Annotated in this window: 19 protein-coding genes and 2 tRNA genes; 4 read left to right on the top strand and 17 right to left on the bottom strand. The window is 45.2% G+C overall.

Annotation, left to right across the window (positions count from 1 at the left end):
• Nucleotides 1–173: 173 nt before the first annotated feature.
• The 7 genes from LU279_RS04525 to LU279_RS04495 form a co-directional block, all read right to left on the bottom strand.
• A tRNA-Ser gene (locus tag LU279_RS04525) sits at nucleotides 174–263 on the bottom strand.
• Between the two features lie 119 nt (nucleotides 264–382).
• Nucleotides 383–468, bottom strand: a tRNA-Ser gene (locus LU279_RS04520).
• A gap of 85 nt (nucleotides 469–553) precedes the next feature.
• Nucleotides 554–1,252 carry a 2-C-methyl-D-erythritol 4-phosphate cytidylyltransferase gene (gene ispD, locus LU279_RS04515; RefSeq protein ID WP_274421374.1) on the bottom strand — a complete coding sequence of 233 codons (699 nt, stop codon included), beginning with the start codon at nucleotides 1,250–1,252 and terminating at the stop codon, nucleotides 554–556.
• Between the two features lie 22 nt (nucleotides 1,253–1,274).
• Entirely contained in the window at nucleotides 1,275–2,294 is a 1,020-nt protein-coding gene (gene tsaD, locus LU279_RS04510; RefSeq protein WP_274421373.1) for a tRNA (adenosine(37)-N6)-threonylcarbamoyltransferase complex transferase subunit TsaD, read from the bottom strand.
• A 2-nt stretch (nucleotides 2,295–2,296) separates the two neighbouring features.
• Nucleotides 2,297–3,208 (bottom strand): ribonuclease Z, encoded by a 912-nt coding sequence (locus LU279_RS04505; protein WP_274421372.1) that lies wholly within the window; start codon nucleotides 3,206–3,208, stop codon nucleotides 2,297–2,299.
• A gap of 123 nt (nucleotides 3,209–3,331) precedes the next feature.
• Complete coding sequence (locus LU279_RS04500; protein ID WP_274421371.1) at nucleotides 3,332–4,663, bottom strand: HAMP domain-containing sensor histidine kinase; 1,332 nt, start codon at nucleotides 4,661–4,663, stop codon at nucleotides 3,332–3,334.
• Nucleotides 4,656–5,354 (bottom strand): response regulator transcription factor, encoded by a 699-nt coding sequence (locus LU279_RS04495; RefSeq protein WP_274421370.1) that lies wholly within the window; start codon nucleotides 5,352–5,354, stop codon nucleotides 4,656–4,658. Before LU279_RS04495 ends, LU279_RS04500 begins: the two co-directional genes overlap by 8 nt.
• A 274-nt stretch (nucleotides 5,355–5,628) precedes the next feature.
• Between LU279_RS04495 and LU279_RS04490 the strand changes: the two genes are divergently transcribed.
• Entirely contained in the window at nucleotides 5,629–8,271 is a 2,643-nt protein-coding gene (locus tag LU279_RS04490) for a YfhO family protein (protein WP_274421369.1), read from the top strand.
• Here the strand turns inward: LU279_RS04490 and rimI are convergent.
• The 3 genes from rimI to tsaE are packed head-to-tail and all read right to left on the bottom strand — an operon-like array spanning nucleotide 8,195 to nucleotide 9,783.
• Nucleotides 8,195–8,629 (bottom strand): ribosomal protein S18-alanine N-acetyltransferase, encoded by a 435-nt coding sequence (gene rimI / locus LU279_RS04485; RefSeq protein WP_274421368.1) that lies wholly within the window; start codon nucleotides 8,627–8,629, stop codon nucleotides 8,195–8,197. The two genes, LU279_RS04490 and rimI, sit on opposite strands and share 77 nt — an antisense overlap.
• Nucleotides 8,626–9,351, bottom strand: a complete 726-nt coding sequence (gene tsaB, locus LU279_RS04480) for a tRNA (adenosine(37)-N6)-threonylcarbamoyltransferase complex dimerization subunit type 1 TsaB (protein ID WP_274421367.1) — start codon at nucleotides 9,349–9,351, stop codon at nucleotides 8,626–8,628. Before tsaB ends, rimI begins: the two co-directional genes overlap by 4 nt.
• Before the next feature lie 3 nt (nucleotides 9,352–9,354).
• Nucleotides 9,355–9,783, bottom strand: coding sequence for a tRNA (adenosine(37)-N6)-threonylcarbamoyltransferase complex ATPase subunit type 1 TsaE (tsaE, locus tag LU279_RS04475; protein WP_274421366.1), 429 nt, complete (start codon nucleotides 9,781–9,783; stop codon nucleotides 9,355–9,357).
• 140 nt (nucleotides 9,784–9,923) lie between these two features.
• On the opposite strand from tsaE, the gene LU279_RS04470 reads away from it, so the two are divergent.
• Entirely contained in the window at nucleotides 9,924–10,442 is a 519-nt protein-coding gene (locus tag LU279_RS04470; RefSeq protein WP_274421365.1) for a peptidylprolyl isomerase, read from the top strand.
• A 181-nt stretch (nucleotides 10,443–10,623) separates the two neighbouring features.
• Here the strand turns inward: LU279_RS04470 and LU279_RS04465 are convergent, their stop codons facing one another.
• Together LU279_RS04465 and LU279_RS04460 are read right to left on the bottom strand one after the other, a co-directional pair.
• The gene (locus LU279_RS04465; protein ID WP_274421364.1) at nucleotides 10,624–11,280 is read right to left on the bottom strand and encodes a YigZ family protein; all 657 of its coding nucleotides are present in this window, start codon (nucleotides 11,278–11,280) and stop codon (nucleotides 10,624–10,626) included.
• Nucleotides 11,281–11,396: 116 nt separating this feature from the next.
• The gene (locus LU279_RS04460) at nucleotides 11,397–12,302 is read right to left on the bottom strand and encodes a C39 family peptidase (protein WP_274421363.1); all 906 of its coding nucleotides are present in this window, start codon (nucleotides 12,300–12,302) and stop codon (nucleotides 11,397–11,399) included.
• Between the two features lie 374 nt (nucleotides 12,303–12,676).
• Between LU279_RS04460 and LU279_RS04455 the strand changes: the two genes are divergently transcribed.
• Nucleotides 12,677–15,343, top strand: a complete 2,667-nt coding sequence (locus LU279_RS04455) for a transglycosylase domain-containing protein (protein WP_274421362.1) — start codon at nucleotides 12,677–12,679, stop codon at nucleotides 15,341–15,343.
• A 195-nt stretch (nucleotides 15,344–15,538) separates the two neighbouring features.
• On the opposite strand, the gene LU279_RS04450 is transcribed toward LU279_RS04455, so the two are convergent.
• The 4 genes from LU279_RS04450 to ftsH are packed head-to-tail and all read right to left on the bottom strand — an operon-like array spanning nucleotide 15,539 to nucleotide 21,448.
• Nucleotides 15,539–16,468: an ROK family glucokinase gene (locus tag LU279_RS04450; RefSeq protein ID WP_274421361.1), complete on the bottom strand. Its 930-nt coding sequence runs from the start codon at nucleotides 16,466–16,468 to the stop codon at nucleotides 15,539–15,541.
• A 24-nt stretch (nucleotides 16,469–16,492) separates the two neighbouring features.
• Nucleotides 16,493–17,425, bottom strand: a complete 933-nt coding sequence (hprK, locus tag LU279_RS04445) for an HPr(Ser) kinase/phosphatase (protein WP_274421360.1) — start codon at nucleotides 17,423–17,425, stop codon at nucleotides 16,493–16,495.
• A 17-nt stretch (nucleotides 17,426–17,442) separates the two neighbouring features.
• Nucleotides 17,443–19,335, bottom strand: a complete 1,893-nt coding sequence (gene uvrC / locus LU279_RS04440) for an excinuclease ABC subunit UvrC (protein WP_274421359.1) — start codon at nucleotides 19,333–19,335, stop codon at nucleotides 17,443–17,445.
• On the bottom strand, nucleotides 19,322–21,448 hold the full coding sequence (gene ftsH, locus LU279_RS04435; RefSeq protein WP_274421358.1) for an ATP-dependent zinc metalloprotease FtsH: 2,127 nt from the start codon (nucleotides 21,446–21,448) through the stop codon (nucleotides 19,322–19,324). The genes uvrC and ftsH overlap by 14 nt, the downstream gene beginning before the upstream one ends.
• Nucleotides 21,449–21,798: 350 nt before the next feature.
• On the opposite strand from ftsH, the gene LU279_RS04430 reads away from it, so the two are divergent.
• Nucleotides 21,799–23,286 carry a DUF1846 domain-containing protein gene (locus LU279_RS04430; protein ID WP_274421357.1) on the top strand — a complete coding sequence of 496 codons (1,488 nt, stop codon included), beginning with the start codon at nucleotides 21,799–21,801 and terminating at the stop codon, nucleotides 23,284–23,286.
• Between the two features lie 72 nt (nucleotides 23,287–23,358).
• On the opposite strand, the gene galE is transcribed toward LU279_RS04430, so the two are convergent.
• Nucleotides 23,359–24,375 carry a UDP-glucose 4-epimerase GalE gene (gene galE / locus LU279_RS04425; RefSeq protein WP_274421356.1) on the bottom strand — a complete coding sequence of 339 codons (1,017 nt, stop codon included), beginning with the start codon at nucleotides 24,373–24,375 and terminating at the stop codon, nucleotides 23,359–23,361.
• Nucleotides 24,376–24,377 lie beyond the last annotated feature (2 nt).

Raw genomic sequence — 24,377 nt, 5'->3', positions numbered from 1 at the left:
TCTTAAAAATAAAATGTAAAGAATTTTCGAGAATCGTATGTGTCTCACTGTTTAGTTATCAAGGTTCTTTGTTTTCTATCTCTCAGACAGCTCGTTCATTTTATCACATTCGCCCGAGCTTGTCAAGAACTTTTTTCAAGTTTTTTCGACTTTCTCAAATCTCAAAACCCAAACGGAGAAGGAGGGATTTGAACCCTCGCGCCGCTGTTAACGACCTACTCCCTTTCCAGGGGAGCCCCTTCGGCCAGCTTGGGTACTTCTCCAAATCGTCCTAGATGCTTGCTTCTGTTTTCCAGAAGCGTTTTACATTATATAACATCTTTTTCCATTTTGTCAAGCACTTTTTTATCTTTTTATCAAAAAGTTTTTTTTGCTCAACAAACGGAGAGAGTGGGATTCGAACCCACGCGCCCTTGCGGACAAACGGTTTTCAAGACCGCCTCGTTATGACCACTTCGATATCTCTCCATATGCAACTCTGTGTTTTTGTGACACTCTGTGTCAGCACGAATTGCATTTTATCATTAAACATCCCTGCTGTCAAGACATAAATTCAAATATTTTTTAAAAATATTTCTGCAATGTCCAGATCCTCAGGCGTCGTTATTTTTAGATTCTTATAAGAACCCTCTACCAGCCTGATTTTTGTTCCGGACGCCCGTTCCACCACCATAGCGTCATCTGTAATTCCAGTCATGTTTTCACAGCGGATTTTTTCATGGGCATTCCGAATCAGAGAGTATTCAAAAATCTGAGGGGTCTGGACAGACCATACCAGATTTCGCTCCGGTGTTTCCTGCACAAATCCATTCTCATCTGATACTTTAACAGTATCTTTCGAGGGCATTCCTATCACACAGGCTCCCGTTTCCCTGACTCCGGTCATTCCCCGTTCCAGTATCTCCTGTGTAATAAATGGCCTTGCCCCATCATGGATCAGGACAAAATCACTGTTCTCACAGGAAAGAAGTCCCTCATAAACAGAATCATACCGTTCTTTTCCACCGGGAATCACCTTTTTTACCTTAGTAAACCCATACTTTTCCACAATTTCTTCTTTGCAGAAAGCGACAGACTCCGCCCCTGTTACCAAAATAATATCTGTAACCAACGGACTCTGCTGAAAACAGTTCAGCGAATAATAGAGAACCGGTTTTCCACCAAGTTCCAGAAACTGTTTCTGTACTTTGCTGTTCATTCTCTTTCCCCGACCTGCTGCCAGAACAATGGCTGTAATTTTTTCCCTTTTCATTAAAACCTCCAGCAATCCGGCTTTATCTCTCACCCAGTTTCAGGTTCGGCACCGCATTCAGATTCCATCCATGACGGGTTCCTTTTTTGTATTCATAATAAGCGGCTACTCCGATCATAGCTGCATTATCTGTACAGAAAATAGGTGACGGACGGCAAAAACTATATCCGTTCTCCTTACATGCCTGCTCCATTGCCTCCCGAAGCGTTCCGTTGGAAGCCACTCCGCCGGCAATAGCCACCTTTTTCATACCAAAATCTTTTGCAGCCATCATAGTATGCTCTACCAGAACATCCACAACTGCTTTCTGGAAAGAAGCTGCCAGATCTGCTCTGTTGACCTCCTCACCTTTCATCTGTGCCTGATTCAGATAATTCAGAACCGCAGACTTCACTCCACTGAAGCTGAAATCATAAGGGCAGTCTCCCACTTTGGCTCTGGGGAACTGAATAGCATCAGGATTTCCCTCTTTTGACAATTTATCAATTTTCGGGCCTCCCGGATAGCCCAGACCAATAGCCCTGGCAACTTTATCAAAGGCTTCTCCTGCCGCATCATCTCTGGTTCTTCCCAGAATCTCAAATTCTCCATAGTCTTTAACAATCACAAGATGTGTATGGCCGCCCGAAACGATCAGACACAGGAACGGCGGTTCCAGATCCGGATGTTCAATATAGTTAGCGGAAACATGTCCTTCTATATGGTGAACACCTACAAGAGGAAGTTTTTTTGCATAGGCAATGGCCTTGGCTTCTGCCACTCCTACCAGAAGCGCGCCAACAAGCCCCGGACCATAGGTAACGCCAATAGCGTCCAGGTCATCCAGAGTTACTCCTGCTTCCTCTAACGCCTCCTCGATCACCTGATTGATTTTTTCAATGTGTTTCCGTGATGCAATTTCCGGCACAACTCCACCATACAGTTTATGGAGCTCAATCTGAGAGGAAATCACATTAGATAAAATTGTTCTTCCGTTTTTTACAACAGATGCCGCTGTTTCGTCACAGGAGCTTTCTATTGCCAGAATCAGTGTATCTTCCACCTTTACTCCTCCTCAAAATTCAATTCCGTGCTTTTTCCGTCTCTGCCTGGATAAGCCTGCGGAAAAATTCCTCTTACCGTTTCCATGTACTCTTCCGGACGGATCAGGGACGGGCTGTAGTGCGTCAGCCACATTTCTTTTACCTGCGCATCCCGCGCCAGCTCCGCCGCTTCGCGGAAAGTCATATGCTTATATCCCTTTGCCTTATCCGCCTTGTCATCTTCTCCATACATTCCCTCGCAGATAAAAAGATCTGACTCTCTGGCGTTGCGAAGAATGGATTCTGTCGGTCTGGTATCGGTAGTATACGTCAGCTTGATCCCTTTTCGATCCGGCCCGAGAACCATATCCGGAGTATATACCACTCCATCTGCCTCTATGGTCTGACCTTTTTGCAGCGGATTCCAGAACTTCAACGGAATCTCCTGCTCTCTGGCACGTTCGGGAGAAAATTTCCCCTGTCTTAAAATCTCCAGCGTATATCCATAGCAGATCACATTATGATTTACTCTGAAAGCAGTAATTCGATACCCGTTCAGTTCAATAACCTCTTCCGGTTTCGTGATCTCTATAAATTTGATCTCAAAGGGCAGCTCCGGAGCAATCACCCGCAGAGCGTTCACCACCCTTTCCAGTCCTCTGGGACCGATCAGCGTCAGAGGCTCTGTACGGTCTGCATTTCCCATGGTCAGAAGCAGTCCGGGCAGCCCGCTGATGTGATCTCCATGATAATGAGTAAAGCATATCACATCAATCGGCTTAAAACTCCATCCCTTTTCTTTTACAGCAACCTGAGTTCCTTCTCCACAGTCGATCAGCAGGCTGCTTCCGTTATATCTGGTCATCAGAGCAGTCAGCCATCTTCTTGGAAGAGGCATCATACCTCCGGTTCCTACTAAACAAACATCTAACATAGCTTACCTCTTTTATTCTGAAAAGACTTATGCAGAATACATTCTGCTGTTATCTTCACGTTTTCTCTACTGGCAAAGTGTAACACAATCAGAACTTCAAAACAAGGCAAAAATCCCCTTCCGTCACAGTGGAAGGCTGAGCTTTGTAGCAAATTCCTCTCCTGCTTTCCCGTATGAAAGGCTTCCTCCGTGAAGTTCTGCAATCTTTGCCGCACTTTTCAGTCCTACGCCGCTGCCTGCCGCCCGGCCCTTGTTTTCTATGTAATTACGCACAGTTAATTTCAAAACGTTATTGTCTGCAGATACCTCCATATCTGCAGTTCTGGTCCTATCTCCATAACGCTGAATATTAGAACCCAGATTCCAGATCAGACGTCTGATAAGAAACGGATTAGCTTCCCATACCGTTTCCGGCAGCTCTCCCTGCCGAAAAGAAATCAGAATCCCCTGAACAGACAGTTCTTCTGCCATTTCCTTTACCGCTTCTGCAAACTGTGCCGGAGTCCAGGCCTGCATGGCAATTTCTCCGGTGTTCCCAAATACAAGAGCATACTCAAACATTTTATCTGACAAGCTCCTGATTTCTTCTGTTTTTTCCAGGCATTTCCGAATATAACCAGGATAATCTTCTTCTCTTCCTTTTTTTCTGTGAAGAATCTCCAGATATCCGTTAAGAGCAGTAAGAGGAGTTCTGAGATCATGAGAAACTGCCCTGATCAGTTCCTGCTTATCTCTGTAAACCTTCTGTTCATTTTCCATACTGTTCTTCAGCGTCATTCTCATATCGTCCAGCTCTGCAGCCAGGGCGGAAATTTCATCGTGTCCTTTTACTGTTACCCTGTGCTCCATGTCTCCCTGCCCGATCACTGTTATCTCAGCACGCACATTCCCCAGATATTTCATTCTCCTGTGAGCAAAAATAAGCACAGGTAAAAAAACTGCCGCTCCGTTTAAAACTGCAACCATCAGATAATACAGTGAAAAAAATTTAAGAGACTGATAACTCATAAGACGTATCCGGGCAATTCCATCCTGAAATTCGATTTCTGTTTTTACAGGCGTCTCCATTCCCTGAGCTGCTATATCACTATCCGACCAGATCCAGCTGCCCCAGAAAGGACTGTCTAAAATCTCCGGGAAAAAGCCTGCCTGATATTGTCCGCTCTCATCATAAATCCCAAGCCACGTATAAGCATCTGCTTTCTCTTTAAACACCGGCATATACTCTTCCGGCTGAGCCATTCTGTAGAAAGGCGCTGTTTTTTTCAGCCAGTCCGCATATTCTTCCCGGGTATCATCCAGTATTTCATGCTCCAGAGCCCAGGAATAAATTGTAAACCTTCTGTTTACAAAAAAAATCGTACACAAAACAGCAATGATAAAGCTTGCAAAAAAAAGCACCATAAGTTCCTGCGTCAGTTTCCATTCCCTTTCTGCTCTTTTTTTCTTAATCACACCTGTACCCCCTTCCCCATACAGTGCGGATGATTTTGGGATTTCCGGGCTCGTCCTCTATTTTTGACCGAAGATTTCGGATATGTACCATAACAATATTTGCCGCACCGTAATAATAAGTTTCTTCCCACACTGTTTCATACAGATGTTCCACAGAAAAAATCTGCTTTCTATGCTTCATAAGAGTACATAGAATGGAAAACTCCGTGTCTGTAAGAGAAATCTCTTTTCCGTTTTTCCATACGGTTCCTGCTTCCAGATACACTTCCAACGCTCCGCTGCACATTTTTTCTTCCCGGGTTCTCCGGCTGCTTCCCTGATACACATGATAGCGCCGCACAAGCGCCTTTACTCTGCTGATCAGCTCCTGATAGGAAAAAGGCTTTGGGAGATAGTCATCTCCGCCGCTGGAAAAGCCCATGATCTTATCTTCCACCTGAGTTCTTGCGCTTAGAAACAGAATTGGGACGTTTGATTTTTTTCTGATCTCCATACAGGTCTGGTATCCGTTCAATCCCGGCATCATTACATCCAGCAGGATCAGATCATAAGTTCCATGTTCTATTTTATCCAGAGCTTCTTTTCCGTCTCCGGCTTCATCCACAGTAAATCCTTCGCCCTGCAGAAGCACCATCGTCACCTCCCGGATCTCAGGGTTATCATCAACGATCAAAATTCCCGGTTCTTCCATGATTTCTCTCCTTTTTCCGCACATTCAGAACCGACAGCATCCCCTTTGCATAAATTGGAGGTATTTATCTTGTACCCTGGCAACTGCATATCAAACTGCTGTTTTTACCTGTTCTGAATTTGGTATTTTATTGATGAATTATACCATATTTTTTCAGCTTCCATATAATTCTTAATAAATCTTCAGATTTATCAAACAGGTTTCTTAAGATAAAAATTGTATATTTTTACTATTATTTCACATACTCTACTTCATTTGAAAGGAGAACCCCTTTATGGAGCATCTTATTGGCCGGGAATCCGTTTCCGTATCTCACACCCGTGAACAGGCTACCGTTCATTTTCCTGTTACTGCACTGCATTTTGTTTTGCTTACCGCTGCAGTGCTTATATTTGTGTATGTTTCTGTACCTCAGGGAAAACTTTTTGGCTCAGAAACAGACTGGTACTGTCAGCATATAACAATTGTGGATACTATGCGCAAACAGTTTTATGCAACAGGAAATCTGTTTCCTGACTGGACCGCTCTTGGAAGCGGAGCAAATTTTTATACCCTTTCCTATTACGGATTTTTGCGCCCGGATGTGCTGATCTGCTATCTTCTTCCTTCTGTCCCTGTAGAAACCATAATTCAGTTTTACGCAGTAACAGAAATGGCTGCAGGCGCCTGTCTTCTTTACTGGTGGCTCCTTCGTCATGGTATGGACAGGTCTTACTGTCTTACAGGAGGATTTCTTTATCTTACTGCCAACTGTATGTTCCAGGCTCACAGACAGATTATGTTTGTAAACTATCTTCCGTTTCTGATCCTTGCACTTTTATGCACAGACAGCATAAAAACACGCCCTTTCAGAACTGCGAAAAAATATTTTCCCCTTCATCCCGGACTTGCCGTCTGCTTTTTTATGATATCCGTTCACAGCTTTTATTTTCTGCCTTCCTGCCTGGTTTGCTGTACCCTGTATTTTCTCTGCACAGGAAAAAAAGAGCCTCATATGTGGAAAATTTATATAATTTCCACTTTTACCGGACTTTGTCTTGCCATGGTTCATCTTCTGCCTACCGCACTTGTGATTCTGGAAAACAAAAAAGATGCAAAGCCAGCTGCTCTGTGGCAGATTTTTACAGTAAATCCCTCCATGAACACTTTGCTTTACAGTCCCTACGGCTGTGGACTCACCCTTCTTGTGCTTTACTGTATGGTTCTGTCCCTGGGCTGCCGCAAAACAAAAAAGCTGGCTTTTGCGCTTCTTATCCTGTGTTCCAGTCAGCTCTGCTGCTGGATTCTGAACGGAACCCTTTATCTCCGCCCCAAAGCCCTGATTCCATTTCTGCCTCTGTTCCTGCTGCTTACAGCTCATACACTCAGCCTCCTGCAGAGTAAAAAGCTGAGGCACAGCTTTCCGCTGGCAGTTCTATGTACTCTGCCTGCACTGGTCCAGGTGTTTTTCTTTCATTCTTCACAGAAAAACCTGATCCTGGCAGATGTTCTGGTGCTACTTTTTTATTCTCTTTCACCGAAGGCTGTCATACTTTCAGAGAAAAATTTATTTTTCAGCCGGAAGATCAATACTCTGAAAACAGCTGTCCCTTTCCGTACTTTACAAAGCTTTTTTACAAAAAACAGTACATCCTATGTCCTGCTCTGCGTTATACCGGCTCTTTTGTTTCTCAGCACTGCAAAAACAGAAAATTTCGCTGATTCCTTCAGAAAATCCAGAGAAACCTTCACTTCGCAGGAACTGAATGACATCTGTACTGAACCGGGAAGCGCAATAGATATTTTTACCGCTCCTATGACCAACAGCAACTATATGCTTCCGGAAAACCACCGCCGCACAACTATGTATTCCTCTGTTTCCAATACCACCTACAATCATCTGTTTTATGACATTCTGAAAATGCCGGTCAGCGCCAGAAACCGCGTTTCCATGAATGCTGCGCCCAATCCGTTTCAGGAGTATCTGACAGGTGTCCGGTATATACAGACCTCTGAGGACCGGATTCCTGCAGGATATATCACCCGTCTTAAAAAGGAAAATCTTGTTCTGGCAGAAAATCCCGGTGTACTTCCTGTTGCTTACGGAACCTCAGCTCTTATGAGCGAAGCAGACTATGACCGGCTTGTCTATCCTTATAATCTGGACAGCCTGACCAATCGGACCATTGTACCGGAAACTGTTGTTTCCAGGAAATCAGCCTATACTTCTCAGATGAAAGAATATCCTCTTCCACAAGATTTTATGAGTCGTTCCTCTGGCAGCCAGGCAGAAACCGTATCCCGCAGTCTCCCATCTGTACTGAAAGATCAGGTTCTGCTTCTGTCTTTCGATGTGGACTATAACGGAAGCAGGGATGTTGACATAACTATCAACGGCATCCGCAACAGGCTTTCTGGCTCCTCTGCCCCGTATCCGAACCATAACCATACCTTCACCTATATGCTTTCCGCCAATACGCCTTTAAAAACCCTTGAGATTGCTTTTTCTAAGGGAAATTACAAAATAAAGAATCTCCGCGGATTCACTTTGCCGGTTTCTGCGATCAATCATCCGGATATTATACCTTTTACCTCCTGCCCGGAAAACAGAAAAGCTCTTCTCCAGGGAAATATTACCATGAAGGAGGATGGGTACTTTGTAACTTCTTTTGCCTATTCCAGAGGATATCAGATTCGGGTAGACGGACATCGTGCAGAACCGGTTATGGTGAACAAAGGATTTGTAGGTTTTCCCATAAAAAAAGGGACGCATGAAGTTCTTGTTACTTTTCATGCGCCCGGTAAACGGATCGGTATTCTGTTCAGCTGTGCTGCCGCAGTGCTTCTTCTGGCAAAGTTATCTACATCTCTTTTGTCATCAGCACTGCGTTTTCCACAGGATTCTCATAATAATCCCTGCGGAGTCCGTCCTCTTTGAATCCAAGTCTCTGATAAAGCCGTCTGGCGGTTCCGTTTCCCTGGCGAACCTCCAGATGGACAAGCTTTATCCCCTGCATTTCCGCCATGCGGAGCATACTGTCCACAAGAAACTGTCCGATTCCCTCTTTCTGACGGTCTGAACGTACTGCCACATTCAGGATATCTCCTTCATCCAGCACAGTCATCATACTGCAGTAGCCCAGAATACGCTCTTTTTCTTCCACCACAAAAAACATGGTATCTTTTTTCATCAGATAGGTAAGAAAGCCTTCTTTTGTCCACGGTACAGAAAACAGTTTCTGTTCGATATCCACAACCTGCTCCAGATCTTCCACAAGCATTTCACGAAATGTCATTGTGCAGCCTCCTGGTCTTTCGCTTTTTCCCGTTCTGCCCGCTCTCTTTCCGCCTGAGAAACACGAAGGTAATCCGGCACATGCTCCTCTGCGGTTCCGTATCGTCCTTCTTCGTAATATACAAGCCCCAGTGAAGCCACTGCTGCCGCTCTCTGTCTGTTTACATGAGCCGGAGCAAAACTAAAGGATACCTGAAGTTTTTCCCGGATCAGATCTCTGAATACAGGGACACCGTCCCCCAGGAAAGTCACTGTTTCCCCATACTGTTCAAGCTTTGTCAGAAGTTCCTCAATGGGAACTGCCATCTGATCCTCCACTGTCTGGAGTTTATGATCTTTAAAGCGATAAATTCCTGTATATACCTGGTTTCTTCTGGCATCCATAATCGGACAGATCAGACCCTGGGTATCATAAAGGTTATAAGCCAACGCTTCTACTGTAGGCACACTGATAAGCGGCTTTTTCAGCGCAAGTCCAAGCCCTTTGGCCGTAGCAGAGCCAATACGGAGCCCTGTAAACGATCCCGGGCCTCCGGCAACAGCAATAGCGTCAACCGTATCCAGATCAAGTTCTGTCATCTTTGCCACCTCATCCAGCATCGGAAGCAGAGTCTGAGAATGTGTTTTTTTATAATTCACTGTATATTCTGCGATCAGAACTTCATCTTCAACAACAGCTACGGAAGCTACGATCCCGGAACTGTCCAAGCCTAAAATTTTCATATTTTATTCAACCTCCTGTACAGTGATCCTGCGATAATCAAATCCCTGTGTCAGATCCTTTTCTATAGTAACCTCAATGCGTTTTTCCGGAAGGATATCCCCGATCAGCTCTGCCCACTCAATAAGACAGATCCCCTCTCCGAAAAAATAATCGTCATAGCCAATTTCTTCCATTTCTTCAATATCACCGATACGGTACACATCAAAATGATAAAAAGGCAGACGGCCTTCCTCATAGACCTGCACAATCGTAAAGGTAGGGCTGCTGACAGGTTCTGTGATGCCCAGCCCCGCTGCTACTCCCTGGGTAAAAACTGTTTTTCCTACACCAAGATCTCCGTTAAGAGTATATACCTGTCCCGGCTTTGCTGATTCACCGATTTTTTTTCCTAATTCAAATGTTTCCTCTGGACTTCTTGTTTCTATTACCATGTCTACGCCTTCCCAAACAAATTCCGGTACTGTTCACAGCAGCTCCGGTCTTTTACTTATTTCTTGCAGAATTGTTCTTTGCATATTATAATAGAGCAAACAGAGAAAAACAATACTTTTCGCAAAAGGAGAATAAAACTATGGCAAATCCAGTTGTAACGATCACCATGGAAAACGGTGATGTAATGAAAGCAGAGCTTTATCCGGAGGTTGCTCCCAATACGGTAAACAACTTTATCAGTCTTGTGAAAAAGGGCTTTTACGATGGTCTGATCTTCCATCGTGTCATTAACGGCTTCATGATCCAGGGCGGCTGCCCGGACGGAACCGGTATGGGCGGCCCGGGATACAGCATTAAAGGCGAGTTCGCTCAGAACGGTGTTGCAAATGACCTTGCACACACTCCCGGTGTTCTTTCCATGGCAAGAGCCATGCATCCAAACTCCGGCGGAAGCCAGTTCTTTATCATGCATAAAGCCGCTCCTCATCTTGACGGAAGCTATGCTGCCTTCGGCAAGGTCACAGAGGGTATGGATGTTGTAAACCGCATTGCGGAAGAAGATACAGACTACAGCGACAGACCACTTGATGATCAGGTAATGAAAACTGTAACTGTGGAAACCTTTGGTGTGGATTATCCGGAACCGGAGAAATGCTGATTTCCGTTTACGAATATAACTGAATAGCAGACATATAAATAAAGCGTGCAGTCTTCAGATGCAGGGGCGCTTTCCAGAATTTGGATTAAAAATCCCCTCTCATACAGACTGCACTCTTTTCATATCAGAGCTTCCATAAAGCCCGGTTAATCTCTGTTTTTATTATAGCAAATTACAGAAATCAGTCCTCAAAGGTCAGGACTTCCCCATCCAGGACTGCAAAATACAGTTCTCTGTCTTTTTCCATTTTTGCCCTTCCATTGGTACTTTCTGTAATGGCTTTCTGTACTTCCTCCACATTCTGAAACGGAATCAGAAGATCCAGGATCACCCGGTCTGTATATTCGCTGTTCAGAATGGGCAGATTCCTCTCTCCTGCAATATACTGAAGTTTTCCTACTCCCGTATAATCTGTGGTCACTCTGAGGCAGATTCCTTTTTTCTTTTCAATAATGCGGCTGGATGCAAGCCCTTCCTGTACTGCTTTGGAATAGGCGCGGACAAGTCCTCCGGTTCCCAGCAGAACTCCCCCGAAATATCTTGTTACAACCACGGCAACATTATAAATATCCTCTCCCAGAATCACATCCAGCATGGGACGTCCTGCAGTTCCGGACGGTTCCCCGTCATCGCTGCATCTGGTATATTCTCTGTTTAATCCCACAGAATACACAAAGCAGTTATGCCTTGCATCCCAATATTTTTTCTTCATTTCTTCCAGAAATGCCAACGCTTCCTCTTCCGTTTTTACCGGACGCACAGTTGCTATAAATCTGGACTTTTTCTCTGTGATCTCCCCACAGCCGCCCTCTAATATGGTTTTGTAGGTTTCCAGCATAAATCTTTTTCTCCTGTTTTATATTTACTTTTTGATATCTGATTTTCTCTGTATGAAATTTTTACTGCTCTCCCTGAAATCATTCAACATTTTCATCCCTGTTCCAGTAAGTGTTCCTACTGCGCTACATAAGTCCATACCTGCTGCACCTGAGGCGCCACCCTACTGTAATCCCACTTCTTTCTGCTGTTGGCTTTACTGAAAGGATCATTGATCGTCAACATTCCGTCAGAAAGCCCCCGGATCACAATAAAATGGCCTTCATCGGTAAAATCCCCCGGCCCCATAGCGCAGATCAGCAATCCTCCCTGTGCCAGAACCTCTTCTATCTTCTGAAGCTCCACAGAAGGAAACTGAGAAACTGTGATTCCGTATTCCACGGCGATATCGGTCATAAAAAGCCATGAAGTTCCCACTCCTTCCACATAATACCCGTTTTCCATAGCACGGGCTGCCAGCATATCAGGGGACAGATTTTTATCTCCTGTCAGACTGTAAAGTACCATGGAAAGACAGGTTGGCCCGCATCCGGAAATTCCCACATTGGACTGTCCGTAAGGCACATATCCCCAGCGTTTGTCCCACTGAATAAAAAGCGGGACTTTTTCCGGCCGCTCTGATTCCCTGATTCCTCCAAAGGCCTTCTGGGGCGTATCCGGATATGCGGCTACAAAATCCGCAATCTCAGGATTTCGCTTTAAAGCATCCAGAAAGCTTGCCGGATACTTTGACGGTTGAGCAAAAATCTTTTCCTCTACGCTAACAGAAGTCGTACTTCCCTGTTTTTTGGTTTTATCTTTATCCGGGGCTTTCCCCTCTACAATTACTGCTGTAGGAATAACGGTTGTTTCCCGAAGCTTCCATTTATCATTTTCTTTCATCAGTAAGTTTCCGGCCGCCAGAAACGCAAACAGAGAAACCGTCATGATCACTCTGCGGTTTTTCTCTTTTATTCTGGCCTCTGTAGCCGGACTTCTGGGACGGTCAGATGTGGGGTGACCTGCTGTTTTCTTTTGTTCCACAGTTTATCCTCCCTTATCCGGTTCCTCTCTTATTGTTCAGACCCAAAAACGGTATTTTTAATTTCTCTATGAGATTATATCATAAAAAAACTCTTACGGACAGAGGGCTTTGTTCTTATAAATTTTCCCTCTGTTTCCTCTTATTTTCACTTCCCCTGCTCCATTGCGGTACTTTCTCTTTCTCCCTGTCATCAGTCAGGACAGCTTTATGACAGAGTGCCATAAAATTTCCCGGGACTTTTTCTTTCTGTATGCATATGAATATTACAATATTTTTTCATTTTTCTGCTATACTAAATATGAAGTTTTGATTTTAGGGTTTATTTACTATTTTTTATTTGATATAATAGAACGGATTATAAAGGAGGAAAATCATGAATTACGGTAAAAAATCAGTCTCAAAAAAGCGAAATTCTCTGATTTCCCGTACAGCCATGATGGGAAAACGTGCACACGTTTCGTTTATCAGAGTTCTGTTCATATCTCTGATCGCACTTTGTGTGATTGTGGGCTGTTTAGGCATCGGAGCCTTTCGGGGAATTATAGATAATGCCCCTGACGTGGATGACGTGGATATTTCGCCTCTGGGATATGCAACCTTTTTGTATGACGGAGACGGAAACCAGCTGCGTAAGCTGACTGCGCCAAGCTCCAACCGTCTGCCTGTTTCCATCGAACAGATTCCGGTGGATCTGCAGCATGCGGTAGTTGCCATTGAGGATGAACGTTTTTACGAGCACAACGGAATCGACGTAAGAGGTATCCTCCGTGCTTTCGTAAAAAATATCACTTCCGGCGGTCTTTCCGAAGGTGCCAGTACCATTACCCAGCAGCTTCTGAAAAATAACGTATTTACCAACTGGACCAATGAATCCACCTGGCTGGAACGGTTCACGCGTAAATTCCAGGAACAGTATCTGGCTATTCAGATTGAAGAAAAGATCAATGACAAAAATGTGATCCTGGAAAACTATCTGAACACCATCAACCTGGGCGCAGGAGCCTACGGCGTTCAGGCAGCGGCAAGACAGTATTTTAATAAGGATGTATGGGATCTGAACCTTTCAGAATGTGCCACACTTGCAGGAATCACTCAGAATCCGACTCAGTTCAACCCTATCGAGCATCCTGAAGCCAATGCCAAAAGGCGTAAAGAGGTTCTGGATCATATGCTGGATCAGCAGTATATTACCCAGGAGCAATATGATCAGGTGATCAATGATGATATCTATACACAGATCCAGGCTGCACAGGCTCAGAATTCCCAGTCAGCTGACACGATCTACAGTTATTTTGAAGACGAGCTTATTGACCAGGTGATCAATGACCTTATGAACATCAAGGGCTATACAAGAACTCAGGCTCAGAACCTTGTTTACAGTGGCGGTCTTAAAATCTATACCACCCAGGACCAGCACATCCAGACAATTCTTGATGAAGAGTATTCCAATCCGGAAAACTATCCGGAAAACGTTCAGTATGCTCTTGATTATGCTCTGACAGTAACCAATCCTCAGGGCGAGGAAGTCAATTACAGTAAGGAAATGCTTTCCCTGTATTTCCAGAATGAGGATCCGGAATTTGACCTTCTGTTTGATTCTCAGGAAGAAGCACAGAGCTATGTTGACCGATACAAGCAGTCTGTTCTTGCAGACGGAAGCAAGGTTGTAGCAGAGCGTGTGAACTTTGCTCCGCAGCCTCAGTCATCCATGAGTATCATTGACCAGCATACAGGTTATGTAAAAGCGATCGTAGGAGGACGTGGTGAAAAAACCGCCAGCCTTACTCTGAACCGTGCAACCGACACTACAAGACAGCCCGGTTCTACATTTAAAATTGTTTCTACCTATGCTCCTGCTCTCAATGAAAAAGGCCTGACACTGGCCACCACTTTTGAGGACGAGCCCTATAACTATCCGGATGGCTCCCCTGTAGAAAACGCTACCAGAACCTACGGCGGAACAACTACCATCCGAAAAGCTATCCAGAACTCTGTAAACGTAGTTGCAGTGAAATGTCTGGAGGAAGTTACTCCCGAACTCGGTCTTCAGTATCTGGATAACTTTGGTTTCACAACACTTGCTCATGGAACAGAGGCAGACACAGATGCCAACGGGACTGTATGGACAGATGCCAATCTGCCGCTCGCACTTGGCGGTCTGACTCACGGTGTAACAAACGTAGAGCTTTGCGCAGCCTATGCTGCCATTGCCAACCAGGGAAATTACATCGAACCTCTTTATTACACAAAAATCCTTGATCACAACGGCAATGTACTGATTGAAAAAACTTCAGCAGAACGTTCTGTCATTAAGGAAAGCACTGCATGGCTTCTCACAAGCGCCATGGAGGACGTTGTAAAGAGCGGTACAGGAACTGCCTGCCAGCTGGACAATATGACTGTGGCCGGAAAAACAGGTACCACAGATGATTACAATGACCTGTGGTTTGTAGGCTACACTCCATATTACACCTGCGCAGTATGGTCCGGATTTGACAATAACGAAAAGCTCCCTGACGACTATTCCCGTGACTTCCACAAGGATATGTGGCGCAAGGTCATGACAAGAATCCATGAGGGACTTGAGTATAAAGATTTTGAAATGCCATCCACTATAGAAAAAATAAGTGTGTGCGCTGATACAGGTCTTCTCCCAAGACCCGGCTGTTCTGTGATCACAGAATTCTTTGATATAGGCGATATTCCTACTGATCAATGTGATGAACATTTCTATGAACCGGAACCGGTAATTCCGGAATATACCTATGAGGAAACTATTATTCCTGAGCCATCTCTTCCCCCGGAGAATCCGGATAACAACGGTGATGAGGGTAATGGCAATAACGAAAACGGCGGCGAAAATGGAAATGGCGAGAATGGTAACGGTGAAAACGGCGGCGGCGAAAATGGCGGCGGTGAGAACGGTAACGGTGAAAATGGCGGCGACAGTGAAAACGGCGGTGGCGATACCGGCGGCGGCGATACCGGCGGCGGTGATGTCGAAGGCGGCGAAAACGGCGGCGACGATCTCTTAGATTAAATCAATAAAAAGAAAATGGGGCGTCCCAAAACGCCCCCATAAAAAAAGAAGGTTTCCATATTGGGACAATGTCATTAAGTTAAAACATTGCCATATTGGGAACCTTCTTTTTTATATCTATATCTTTATAGTTTGCTTGCCACTCCGACTCAACTCATACATCTGTGCTGACAAGCGCCGTATAAACCGCTGGGATCACAGAACCATTTTTGCCGCTCCGTAAATACCGGCATCATTTCCAAGACTGGCGATTACAATAGGAGTGTCTTTGCAAAGAGAAAATGCATATTTTTTATAATGCTTTTCGATCAGGTCGATCAGAGGCTGACCGGCTTTTGATACGCCGCCACCGATAACAATGGCATCCGGATCTACTACTGCTGCAAAAATACCAAGTGCTCCGCCAAGCTTTTCTCCTACTTCATCCATAACACGGACAGCAAGAGCATCTCCTGCCTTAAATGCATCCAGTACGTCTTTTGCCTCTATATTCTCTTTATTTCTGAGGGCGCTTTCCTCGTTGCTTTCTGCCAGAGCTTTTTTTGCCAGACGTACAATTCCGGTTGCTGAAGCATACTGTTCCAGACAGCCGCTGTTTCCGCAGTTGCAGGCTTCTTCCTCATCATGGCAGATGTTTGCATGGCCGATCTCTCCGCCTGCTCCATGAGCTCCTGCTACGATTCTTCCATCGGAAATAATACCACCGCCTACTCCGGTTCCCAGAGTAACCATGATCACATTCTGAGAGCCTGCCGCAGCGCCTTTCCATGCCTCTCCAAGAGCAGCTACATTGGCATCATTTCCTGCTTTCGCAGGCAGTCCTGTAAGCTCGCTGAGCTCCCTGGCAACCGGCTTGAATCCCCAGTAAAGGTTTACTGCACAGGCAGCCTCTCCCTGAGCATTGATAGGTCCCGGAATACCAACTCCGACTCCGACTACCTGAGTCTTGTCAATTCCTTTTTCGCTGATCTTGTTCTGAATAGTTTCAGCTACATCCGGAAGGATATATTCGCCTTTATTTTCTTTTCTTGTAGGAATCTCCCATTTTTCTACCAGAGTTCCATCTGTCTGGAACAGGCCGCATTTTACAGTTGTTCCCCCTACGTCAATACCGAAACAATACATGTTGTTTCCCCTTTCCTGCTTTTTTTATTTATCGCGCTTACGGGCAATATTTGCCTGAACACGCTTATACAGCTCTTCAGCTGCATTATAACCCATTTTTTTCTGTCTGTGGTTGACTGCCGCTGTTTCTACGATCACCGCAAGGTTACGTCCCGGACGGATAGGCAGAGAGTGGCATACGATTTTGTTGCCAAGGTACTCAATATACTCCTCTGTAAGTCCCAGACGATCATATTCCTTGTCGCGGTCCCACTCCTCAAGCTTAATAACCAGATCCACAGACTGAGTATCTTTAACACTTTCCACACCAAACAGTGTTTTTACATCAATGATGCCGATACCGCGAAGCTCTATAAAATGCCTTGTAATATCCGGTGCAGAACCTACCAGGGTTACGTCGCTGACTTTGCGGAGTTCCACCACATCATCGCTGACAAGACGATGACCTCTTTTGATCAGCTCCAGAGCAGCCTCGCTTTTTCCGATCCCACTCTCTCCGGTGATCAGGATTCCCTCGCCAAAAACGTCTACCAGCACACCGTGAATGGAAATACAGGGCGCAAGCTGTACGCCCAGCCAGCGGATGATTTCTGCCATAAGGCTGGAAGTTGTCCTTTCTGTAACAAAAGTAGGAACATTATACTTAATTGCAAGATCCAGCATATCCTGTGACGGTTTTGTCATGGTACTGAAAATAACACACGGTATTTTGCTGGAAATAAACCTTTCGTATTTCATCAGGCGCTTGTCGTCCGGAAGCTGCATCAGATATGTATATTCCACATATCCGATGATCTGAACACGTTCGTTGGCAAAATGCTCCAGATACCCCGTAAGCTGCAGTGCAGGACGGTTGATTTCTGCAGTCATGATTCTTTTGTCAGAAAGATCAATTTCAGGAGTAAGATTTGTAAGATTCTGCTCTTGTACCATCTTGGTCATCAATACACCCTTCATATGTGTTCTCCTTTTCTTTATTTATGCTCAGGTAAATGATTCTGCTGAGTTTTGTCTGTTTTTGCCGGCGGATGAAAAAAATCATACACCTGTTTTGCGCTTGCGGCATTCATGGATTCTGTTTCCGCCAGTTCTTCCACAGATGCCTCACGGATCCCCTCAATCCCCCGGAACCTTCTCATAAGAGCTTTTCTCCTTCGTTCTCCGATTCCCGGAATATCGTCCAGAATCGAATGAACCTGTTCCTTGCTGCGAAGTGATCTGTGGTATTCAATCGCAAAGCGGTGAGCCTCGTCCTGGATCCTGGTGATCAGCCGAAAACCCTCGCTGTTTGTTTCTATGGGAATTTCATTGTTGTTAAAATAAAGGCCTCTGGTTCTGTGGTGATCGTCCTTCACCATTCCGCATACCGGAACCTGGATCCCCAGCTTTTCCAGAACCCCCAGAGCAATGTTTACCTGCCCTCTTCCTCCATCCATCAGAAGCAGATCCGGCATTCGGGCAAAGCTGTCAAATTCTCCGCTGGTCTCATGGGTAAAACGTCTGGTAAGGACTTCTTCCATACTTGCATAATCATTGGGACCCTGGACAGATTTGATGCGGAATTTGCGATAATCGCTTTTTTTGGGTCTGCCCTTTTCGTAAACCACCATGGAGCCAACTGATTCAAAACCGCTGATATTGGAAATATCAAAAGCTTCCATACGGACAATTCCCTGCAATCCCAGCCATTCTTCCACTTCATGAACAGCGCCTATGGTTCTGCCCTCTTCTCTCTTAATGCGCTCACGATCCTTATCAAGAACCATACAGGCATTCTCGCGGGCAAGCTCCACCAGCTTTTCCTTGGTACCTTTTTGGGGAACGAAGATATGAACCCGCTGTTTCCGTCTGGAACTGAGCCACTCCTCGATCACTTCCCGGTCTTCCACTTCTGTCTGAAGCACGATCTCTTTTGGAATAAAAGGAGTCCCTGCATAAAACTGCTTCAGAAAACTGGAAAGCACCTGGGACTTTGTATCGCCCCGCGCCACCCTAAGATAAAAGTGATCCCGTCCGATCAGTCTGCCGCTTCTCATAAAGAATACCTGGACAACTGCGTCCTGCTCCCGGAGATCCAGACTTTCATCCATGGCAACCGCAATGATATCCCTGTCTTCCTCGCCATAGGCTGTGATCTTCTGGCGCTCTCCGATCTTGCGGATACTCTGTATCAGATCGCGGCTCTCTGCCGCATCCTCAAATCTCATTTCTTCGGATGCCTTTTCCATTTTTGCAGTAAGGGCATCTATGGTTTCCTGAAAATCTCCATTGAGAAATTTCAGGACTTTACGGATATTTTCTCTGTACGCTTCCTGAGACACATTTCCCGTACAGGGACCTGTGCACTGCTTCATATGATAATACAGACAGGGTCTGTCCTTTCCGCAGTCTCTTGGAAGTGTTCTGCTGCAGGATCTCACCTGGTACAGCTTCCGCACCAGCTCGATCACATCTTTTACAGCGCCTGCGCTTGTGTAGGGACCAAAATACCGGTTTTTGTCTTTTTTCATCCTGCGGGCAAACAGTACCCGAGGATAAGCCTCCTGAACCGTTACCTTGATGAAAGGATAGCTTTTATCATCTTTCAGCATGGTATTATACTTTGGTCTGTGCTCTTTGATCAGGTTGCTTTCCAGTACAAGAGCCTCCAGCTCAGAGTCTGTGATGATATATTCAAATCTCGCAATATGGGTGACCATCTGCTCAATTTTTGCGCCTTTATTCCTGCTGCTCTGGAAATACTGACGCACACGGTTTTTAAGACTGACAGCCTTACCCACATAAATAATCTCATCCCGCTCATCATGCATCAGATATACGCCCGGTTTGGCGGGAAGTTTTTTTAATTCTTCCTCAATGTGAAACATTCTCAGGCTCCTGTGGCTTCTGATCGTCTCCGGAAGCCGGACTGCATTCTTTCTCTGCTGAATACCTGTCAGCTGAGTCAATGATTTTCTGTTCTGCGTTTTCTGCCTCGCTGTTATCTCCTGCTGAATGTGACTCGGAAATTTCTGTTTCCTGGCTTTCCGCTTTATCCTCAATCTCTTTTACATCCTCAGGAAATACCAGTTCATCCAGGTTTTCCGGAATATCCATTCCTCTTTCCACTGCCCGGAAGATCTTCATAAATTCTTTTCCGGTAATGGTTTCCCTGCGGATCAGATATTCTGCGATCTTGTCAAGGGCTGTCCTGTGTCCTCTCAGAAGTCGCTTGGACTCCTCATAGGAATCATGAAGAAGTTTCATAACTTCATGATCGATCTCTGTTGCTGTATTGTCTCCGCAGTTCAGCACCGCCCTTCCGGAAAGATACTGATTTTCCTGTGAAGCAAGCCCCATAAGACCAAATTTCTGCGACATACCATACTGAGTGATCATGGCTCTTGCCACTTTGGTTGCCTGTTCAATATCATTGGCAGCTCCTGTGGTTACTGTGTCAAACACAATCTCCTCTGCTGCCCGTCCTCCAAGGTAGCCAACCAGCATCGCTTCCAGTTCCTTCTGGGTATTAAGGAATTTTTCTTCTTCCGGAACATGCATCACATAGCCCAGAGCCCCCATGGTACGGGGAACGATGGTAATCTTCTGTACAGGCTCCGCATCCTTCTGAAGAGCGCTTACAAGAGCATGGCCCACTTCATGATAAGATACGATCCTGCGCTCCTGAGCGCTGAGTATACGGTCTTTTTTCTCTTTACCTACCAGAACCACTTCTACAGATTCCAGAAGATCTTTCTGAGAAACAGCCTTACGTCCGTTTTTCACTGCAAGGATTGCCGCCTCATTGATCATATTGGCAAGGTCAGAACCTACTGCTCCTGATGTTGCCAGGGCAATGGCATCCAAATCCACAGTTTCGTCAAGAAGAACATCTTTGGCATGAACCTTGAGAATTTCCACACGGCCTTTCAGATCCGGACGGTCTACGATCACTCTCCGGTCAAAGCGTCCCGGTCTGAGAAGCGCCGGATCAAGAACTTCCGGACGGTTGGTTGCCGCAAGGATCAGAAGTCCCTTGGATGTGTCAAATCCATCCATTTCTGCAAGAAGCTGATTCAACGTCTGCTCTCTCTCGTCATTTCCGCCTCCATAATGGGAATCACGGCTTTTTCCGATAGCATCGATCTCATCAATAAATACAATACAGGGGGCATTCTTTTTGGCCTCCTCAAAAAGGTCGCGGACACGGGATGCGCCCACACCTACAAACATTTCCACAAATTCTGAACCGGAAAGAGAAAAGAACGGAACCTTTGCCTCTCCTGCCACTGCCTTTGCAAGAAGAGTCTTTCCTGTTCCCGGAGGTCCTACCAGCAGAGCTCCCTTGGGAAGCTTGGCTCCCACAGCCGTATATTTGCCCGGATTATGCAGAAAATCCACAACTTCCTGAAGAGATTCCTTGGCTTCATCCTGACCAGCTACATTTTTAAAGGTAATACCTGTTTCCTTTTGTATATAAGCCTTGGCGCGGCTTTTTCCCACGCCCATAATGCCTCCGTTTCCTTTGTTCATACGTCTCATAAAGAACATCAGCATACCAAACATCACAACTGTTGGAAGAATAATGCTGAGCAGCATGGAGAGTGCCTCCATCAGGGCATCCGGCTGTTCATATTTGAATACGATATCCTTTCCTTCCAGACGTTTGGTAAGAGCATCTATATTCTCCATCTGATTGACACGATAAGTCATTTTTTTATAGGCTGAATTCTGAAGCTTCGGCTCCACAGTCAGAATACCGGACTGAAGAGTTACCTCCTTGATCTGATCCTTGTCTACCATTTCAATAAATTTGTCATAGGTGATCTCACCGGTACTTCCGTTTCTCATTTCTGTAATAAAACTCACACATACCAGCGTTACCAGAAGACAGATCAGAAATGCCAGAAGTGTCTGACGGTTTTTATTCGGTCCCGGATTCCCGGATCCATTCCGATCCGGTCTGTTTCCATCCGGACGATTGTCTTTATTCTCGTTCATTCTTTTCCTCCTCTACTGTCTTCTTTATTATAAAGAGATTTCTATGATAAATCAACCAGATTAGCCTTATAAAAAAAGTTTTGCATCCGACAGTTGTTCGTAGTATACTATCTGCATGAGTCCGGCAGAATATTCTGTATTACCAGTGCGGTAAACAGAAAATGGAACTGTTCACAGGTTGCTGTCCCCCAGGGTGTTCCGGCATACTTTTGCCGCGCTCCCGGGACATTCAGATCAAAATAACATTGCCGAAAGTAATCTGGAATACTTTCAGACCAGAGTACCGGGAACAAATGAACAGTAACAGAAATCACTCTGCCTATAACATAAATCGGGAAAGGAATGAACATATGAAGACAGGATTTGACAACGAAAAATACCTAACTATGCAGTCGGAACATATCCGTGAAAGAATCAGCCAGTTTGATAATAAACTTTACCTGGAATTCGGCGGTAAGCTTTTTGATGACTACCATGCATCCAGAGTCCTCCCTGGTTTTGAACCGGACAGTAAGCTCCGTATGCTGATGCAGCTCAGCGACCAGGCAGAGATCGTAATTGTGATCAGTGCAGCTGATATTGATAAAAACAAAGTCCGTGGGGATCTGGGAATCACTTATGACGAGGATGTACTCCGTCTTATCGAAGTTTTTACAGAAAGAGGCCTTTATGTTGGTAGTGTCTGCATCACCCGCTATGCAGGACAGGAAAGCGCGGATCTTTTCAAAAACAGACTGGAAAAGCTTGGCATCCGTGTATTTGTTCATTACAATATCCCAGGCTATCCAAGCAATACCTCTGTGATCGTCAGCGATGAAGGCTACGGAAAAAATCAGTACATTGAAACCACCAGACCTCTTGTTGTGGTAACTGCTCCGGGACCGGGAAGCGGCAAAATGGCTGTCTGCCTTTCCCAGCTTTATCACGAACATAAACGGGGAATCTGCGCCGGTTATGCCAAATTCGAGACTTTCCCGATCTGGAATATTCCTCTGAAGCATCCGGTCAATCTGGCATATGAAGCAGCTACCGCAGACCTGAACGATGTTAATATGATCGATCCTTTCCACCTGGAAGCTTATGGAGAAACAACAGTCAACTATAACCGTGACGTAGAAATCTTCCCTGTACTCCAGGCAATGTTTGAAAAAATCATGGGAGAATGCCCATACAAATCTCCTACCGATATGGGTGTGAACATGGCAGGAAACTGTATTGTGGATGATGAAATCTGTAAGGAAGCCTCCCGCCAGGAAATCATCCGTCGTTACTATAAGAGCTGTGATGCCCTTGTATCCGGCACAGGAAAAGAAGATGAGGTATGCAAGATCGAACTTCTTCTGAAGCAGGCACATGCATCCATTGAAGACCGTAAGGTTGTTCCTGCCGCGCTTTACATGGAAGAAAAAACATCTGCTCCTGCAGCTGCACTGGAACTTCCGGACGGAAGAATCATTTATGGAAAAACCTCTGATCTTCTTGGCGCATCCTCAGCACTTCTTCTGAACGCACTGAAAAAGCTTGCCGGAATTGACCATGAGCATCATGTGATCTCTCCGGATGCTCTCCGCCCTATTCAGGAGCTGAAGATCAAATATCTTGGCAGCAGGAATCCACGTCTGCACACAGATGAAACTCTGATCGCACTTTCTGTCAGCGTTGCAAGCAATCCAGAAGCCAGACTTGCTCTGGAGCAGCTTCCAAAATTAAAAGGATGCCAGGCACATACCTCTGTTATGCTGTCTTCTGTGGATATCTGGGAATTACGCAAACTGGGCATTGAGCTTACCTGCGAACCGAAATTTGAAAAAAAGAAAACAGACGATGACGATAAATAAACTTTTGTTTAAAAAAAGAAGTCCCCTGAATCTCAGGGAACTTCTTTTTATTTTACATTTAATGACTAACGATCAGTCTTCATATCCGTTTGGATTTTTGCTCTGCCAGTTCCAGGAATCTGCGCACATATCCTTAATGTCATATTCTGCTTTCCAGCCAAGCTCTCTTTCTGCCTTGGAAGCATCAGAATAGCAGGTTGCAATATCTCCGGGGCGGCGTTCTTTGATCACATACGGGATCTTCACACCATTGGCTTCCTCAAAGTTCTTTACAATATCAAGAACACTGTAGCCTTTTCCTGTTCCCAGATTATAAATGCTTAAACCGGATTTGTCCTCAATTTTTTTAAGAGCCTTCACATGTCCCTTTGCAAGGTCAACCACATGAATGTAATCTCTTACGCCTGTTCCGTCCGGAGTATCATAATCGTTTCCGAATACGCCCAGCTCTTTCAGCTTGCCCACAGCAACCTGTGTAATATACGGCATCAGGTTGTTCGGAATACCATTTGGATTTTCTCCGATAGTTCCGCTCTTATGAGCGCCAATCGGATTGAAGTAACGAAGAAGAACTACATTCCATTCCGGATCTGCTTTCTGAATATCAGAAAGGATCTGCTCCAGCATGGATTTTGTCCAGCCATAAGGGTTGGTACACTGTCCCTTCGGGCACTCCTCTGTGATCGGGATAATTGCCGGATCTCCATATACAGTTGCAGAGGAAGAGAAAATAATATTTTTAACACCATGTTTTCTCATTACATCTACGAGAGTCAGTGTTCCGGCAATATTGTTCTCATAATATTCCCATGGCTTTGAAACAGATTCTCCTACTGCTTTCAGTCCTGCAAAATGAATGCAGGAATCAATATCCTCTTTGTCAAAAATATCTGTCAGTGCTTCTCTGTCAAGAATATCTGCCTTGTAGAACTTCACTGGTTTGCCTGTGATCTTTTCCACTCTTTCCAGACTCTTTTCGCTGGAATTGCTCAAGTTATCCAGAACCACTACATCATATCCTGCGTTCTGAAGTTCAATAACTGTATGGCTTCCGATATAACCGGCGCCTCCTGTAACTAAAATTGCCATGT

The sequence above is a fragment of the Blautia sp. XA-2221 genome (genome assembly GCF_028767025.1).
Lineage (GTDB): Bacteria > Bacillota > Clostridia > Lachnospirales > Lachnospiraceae > Blautia_A.
This window is presented reverse-complemented; position numbering and strand designations above follow the sequence as displayed.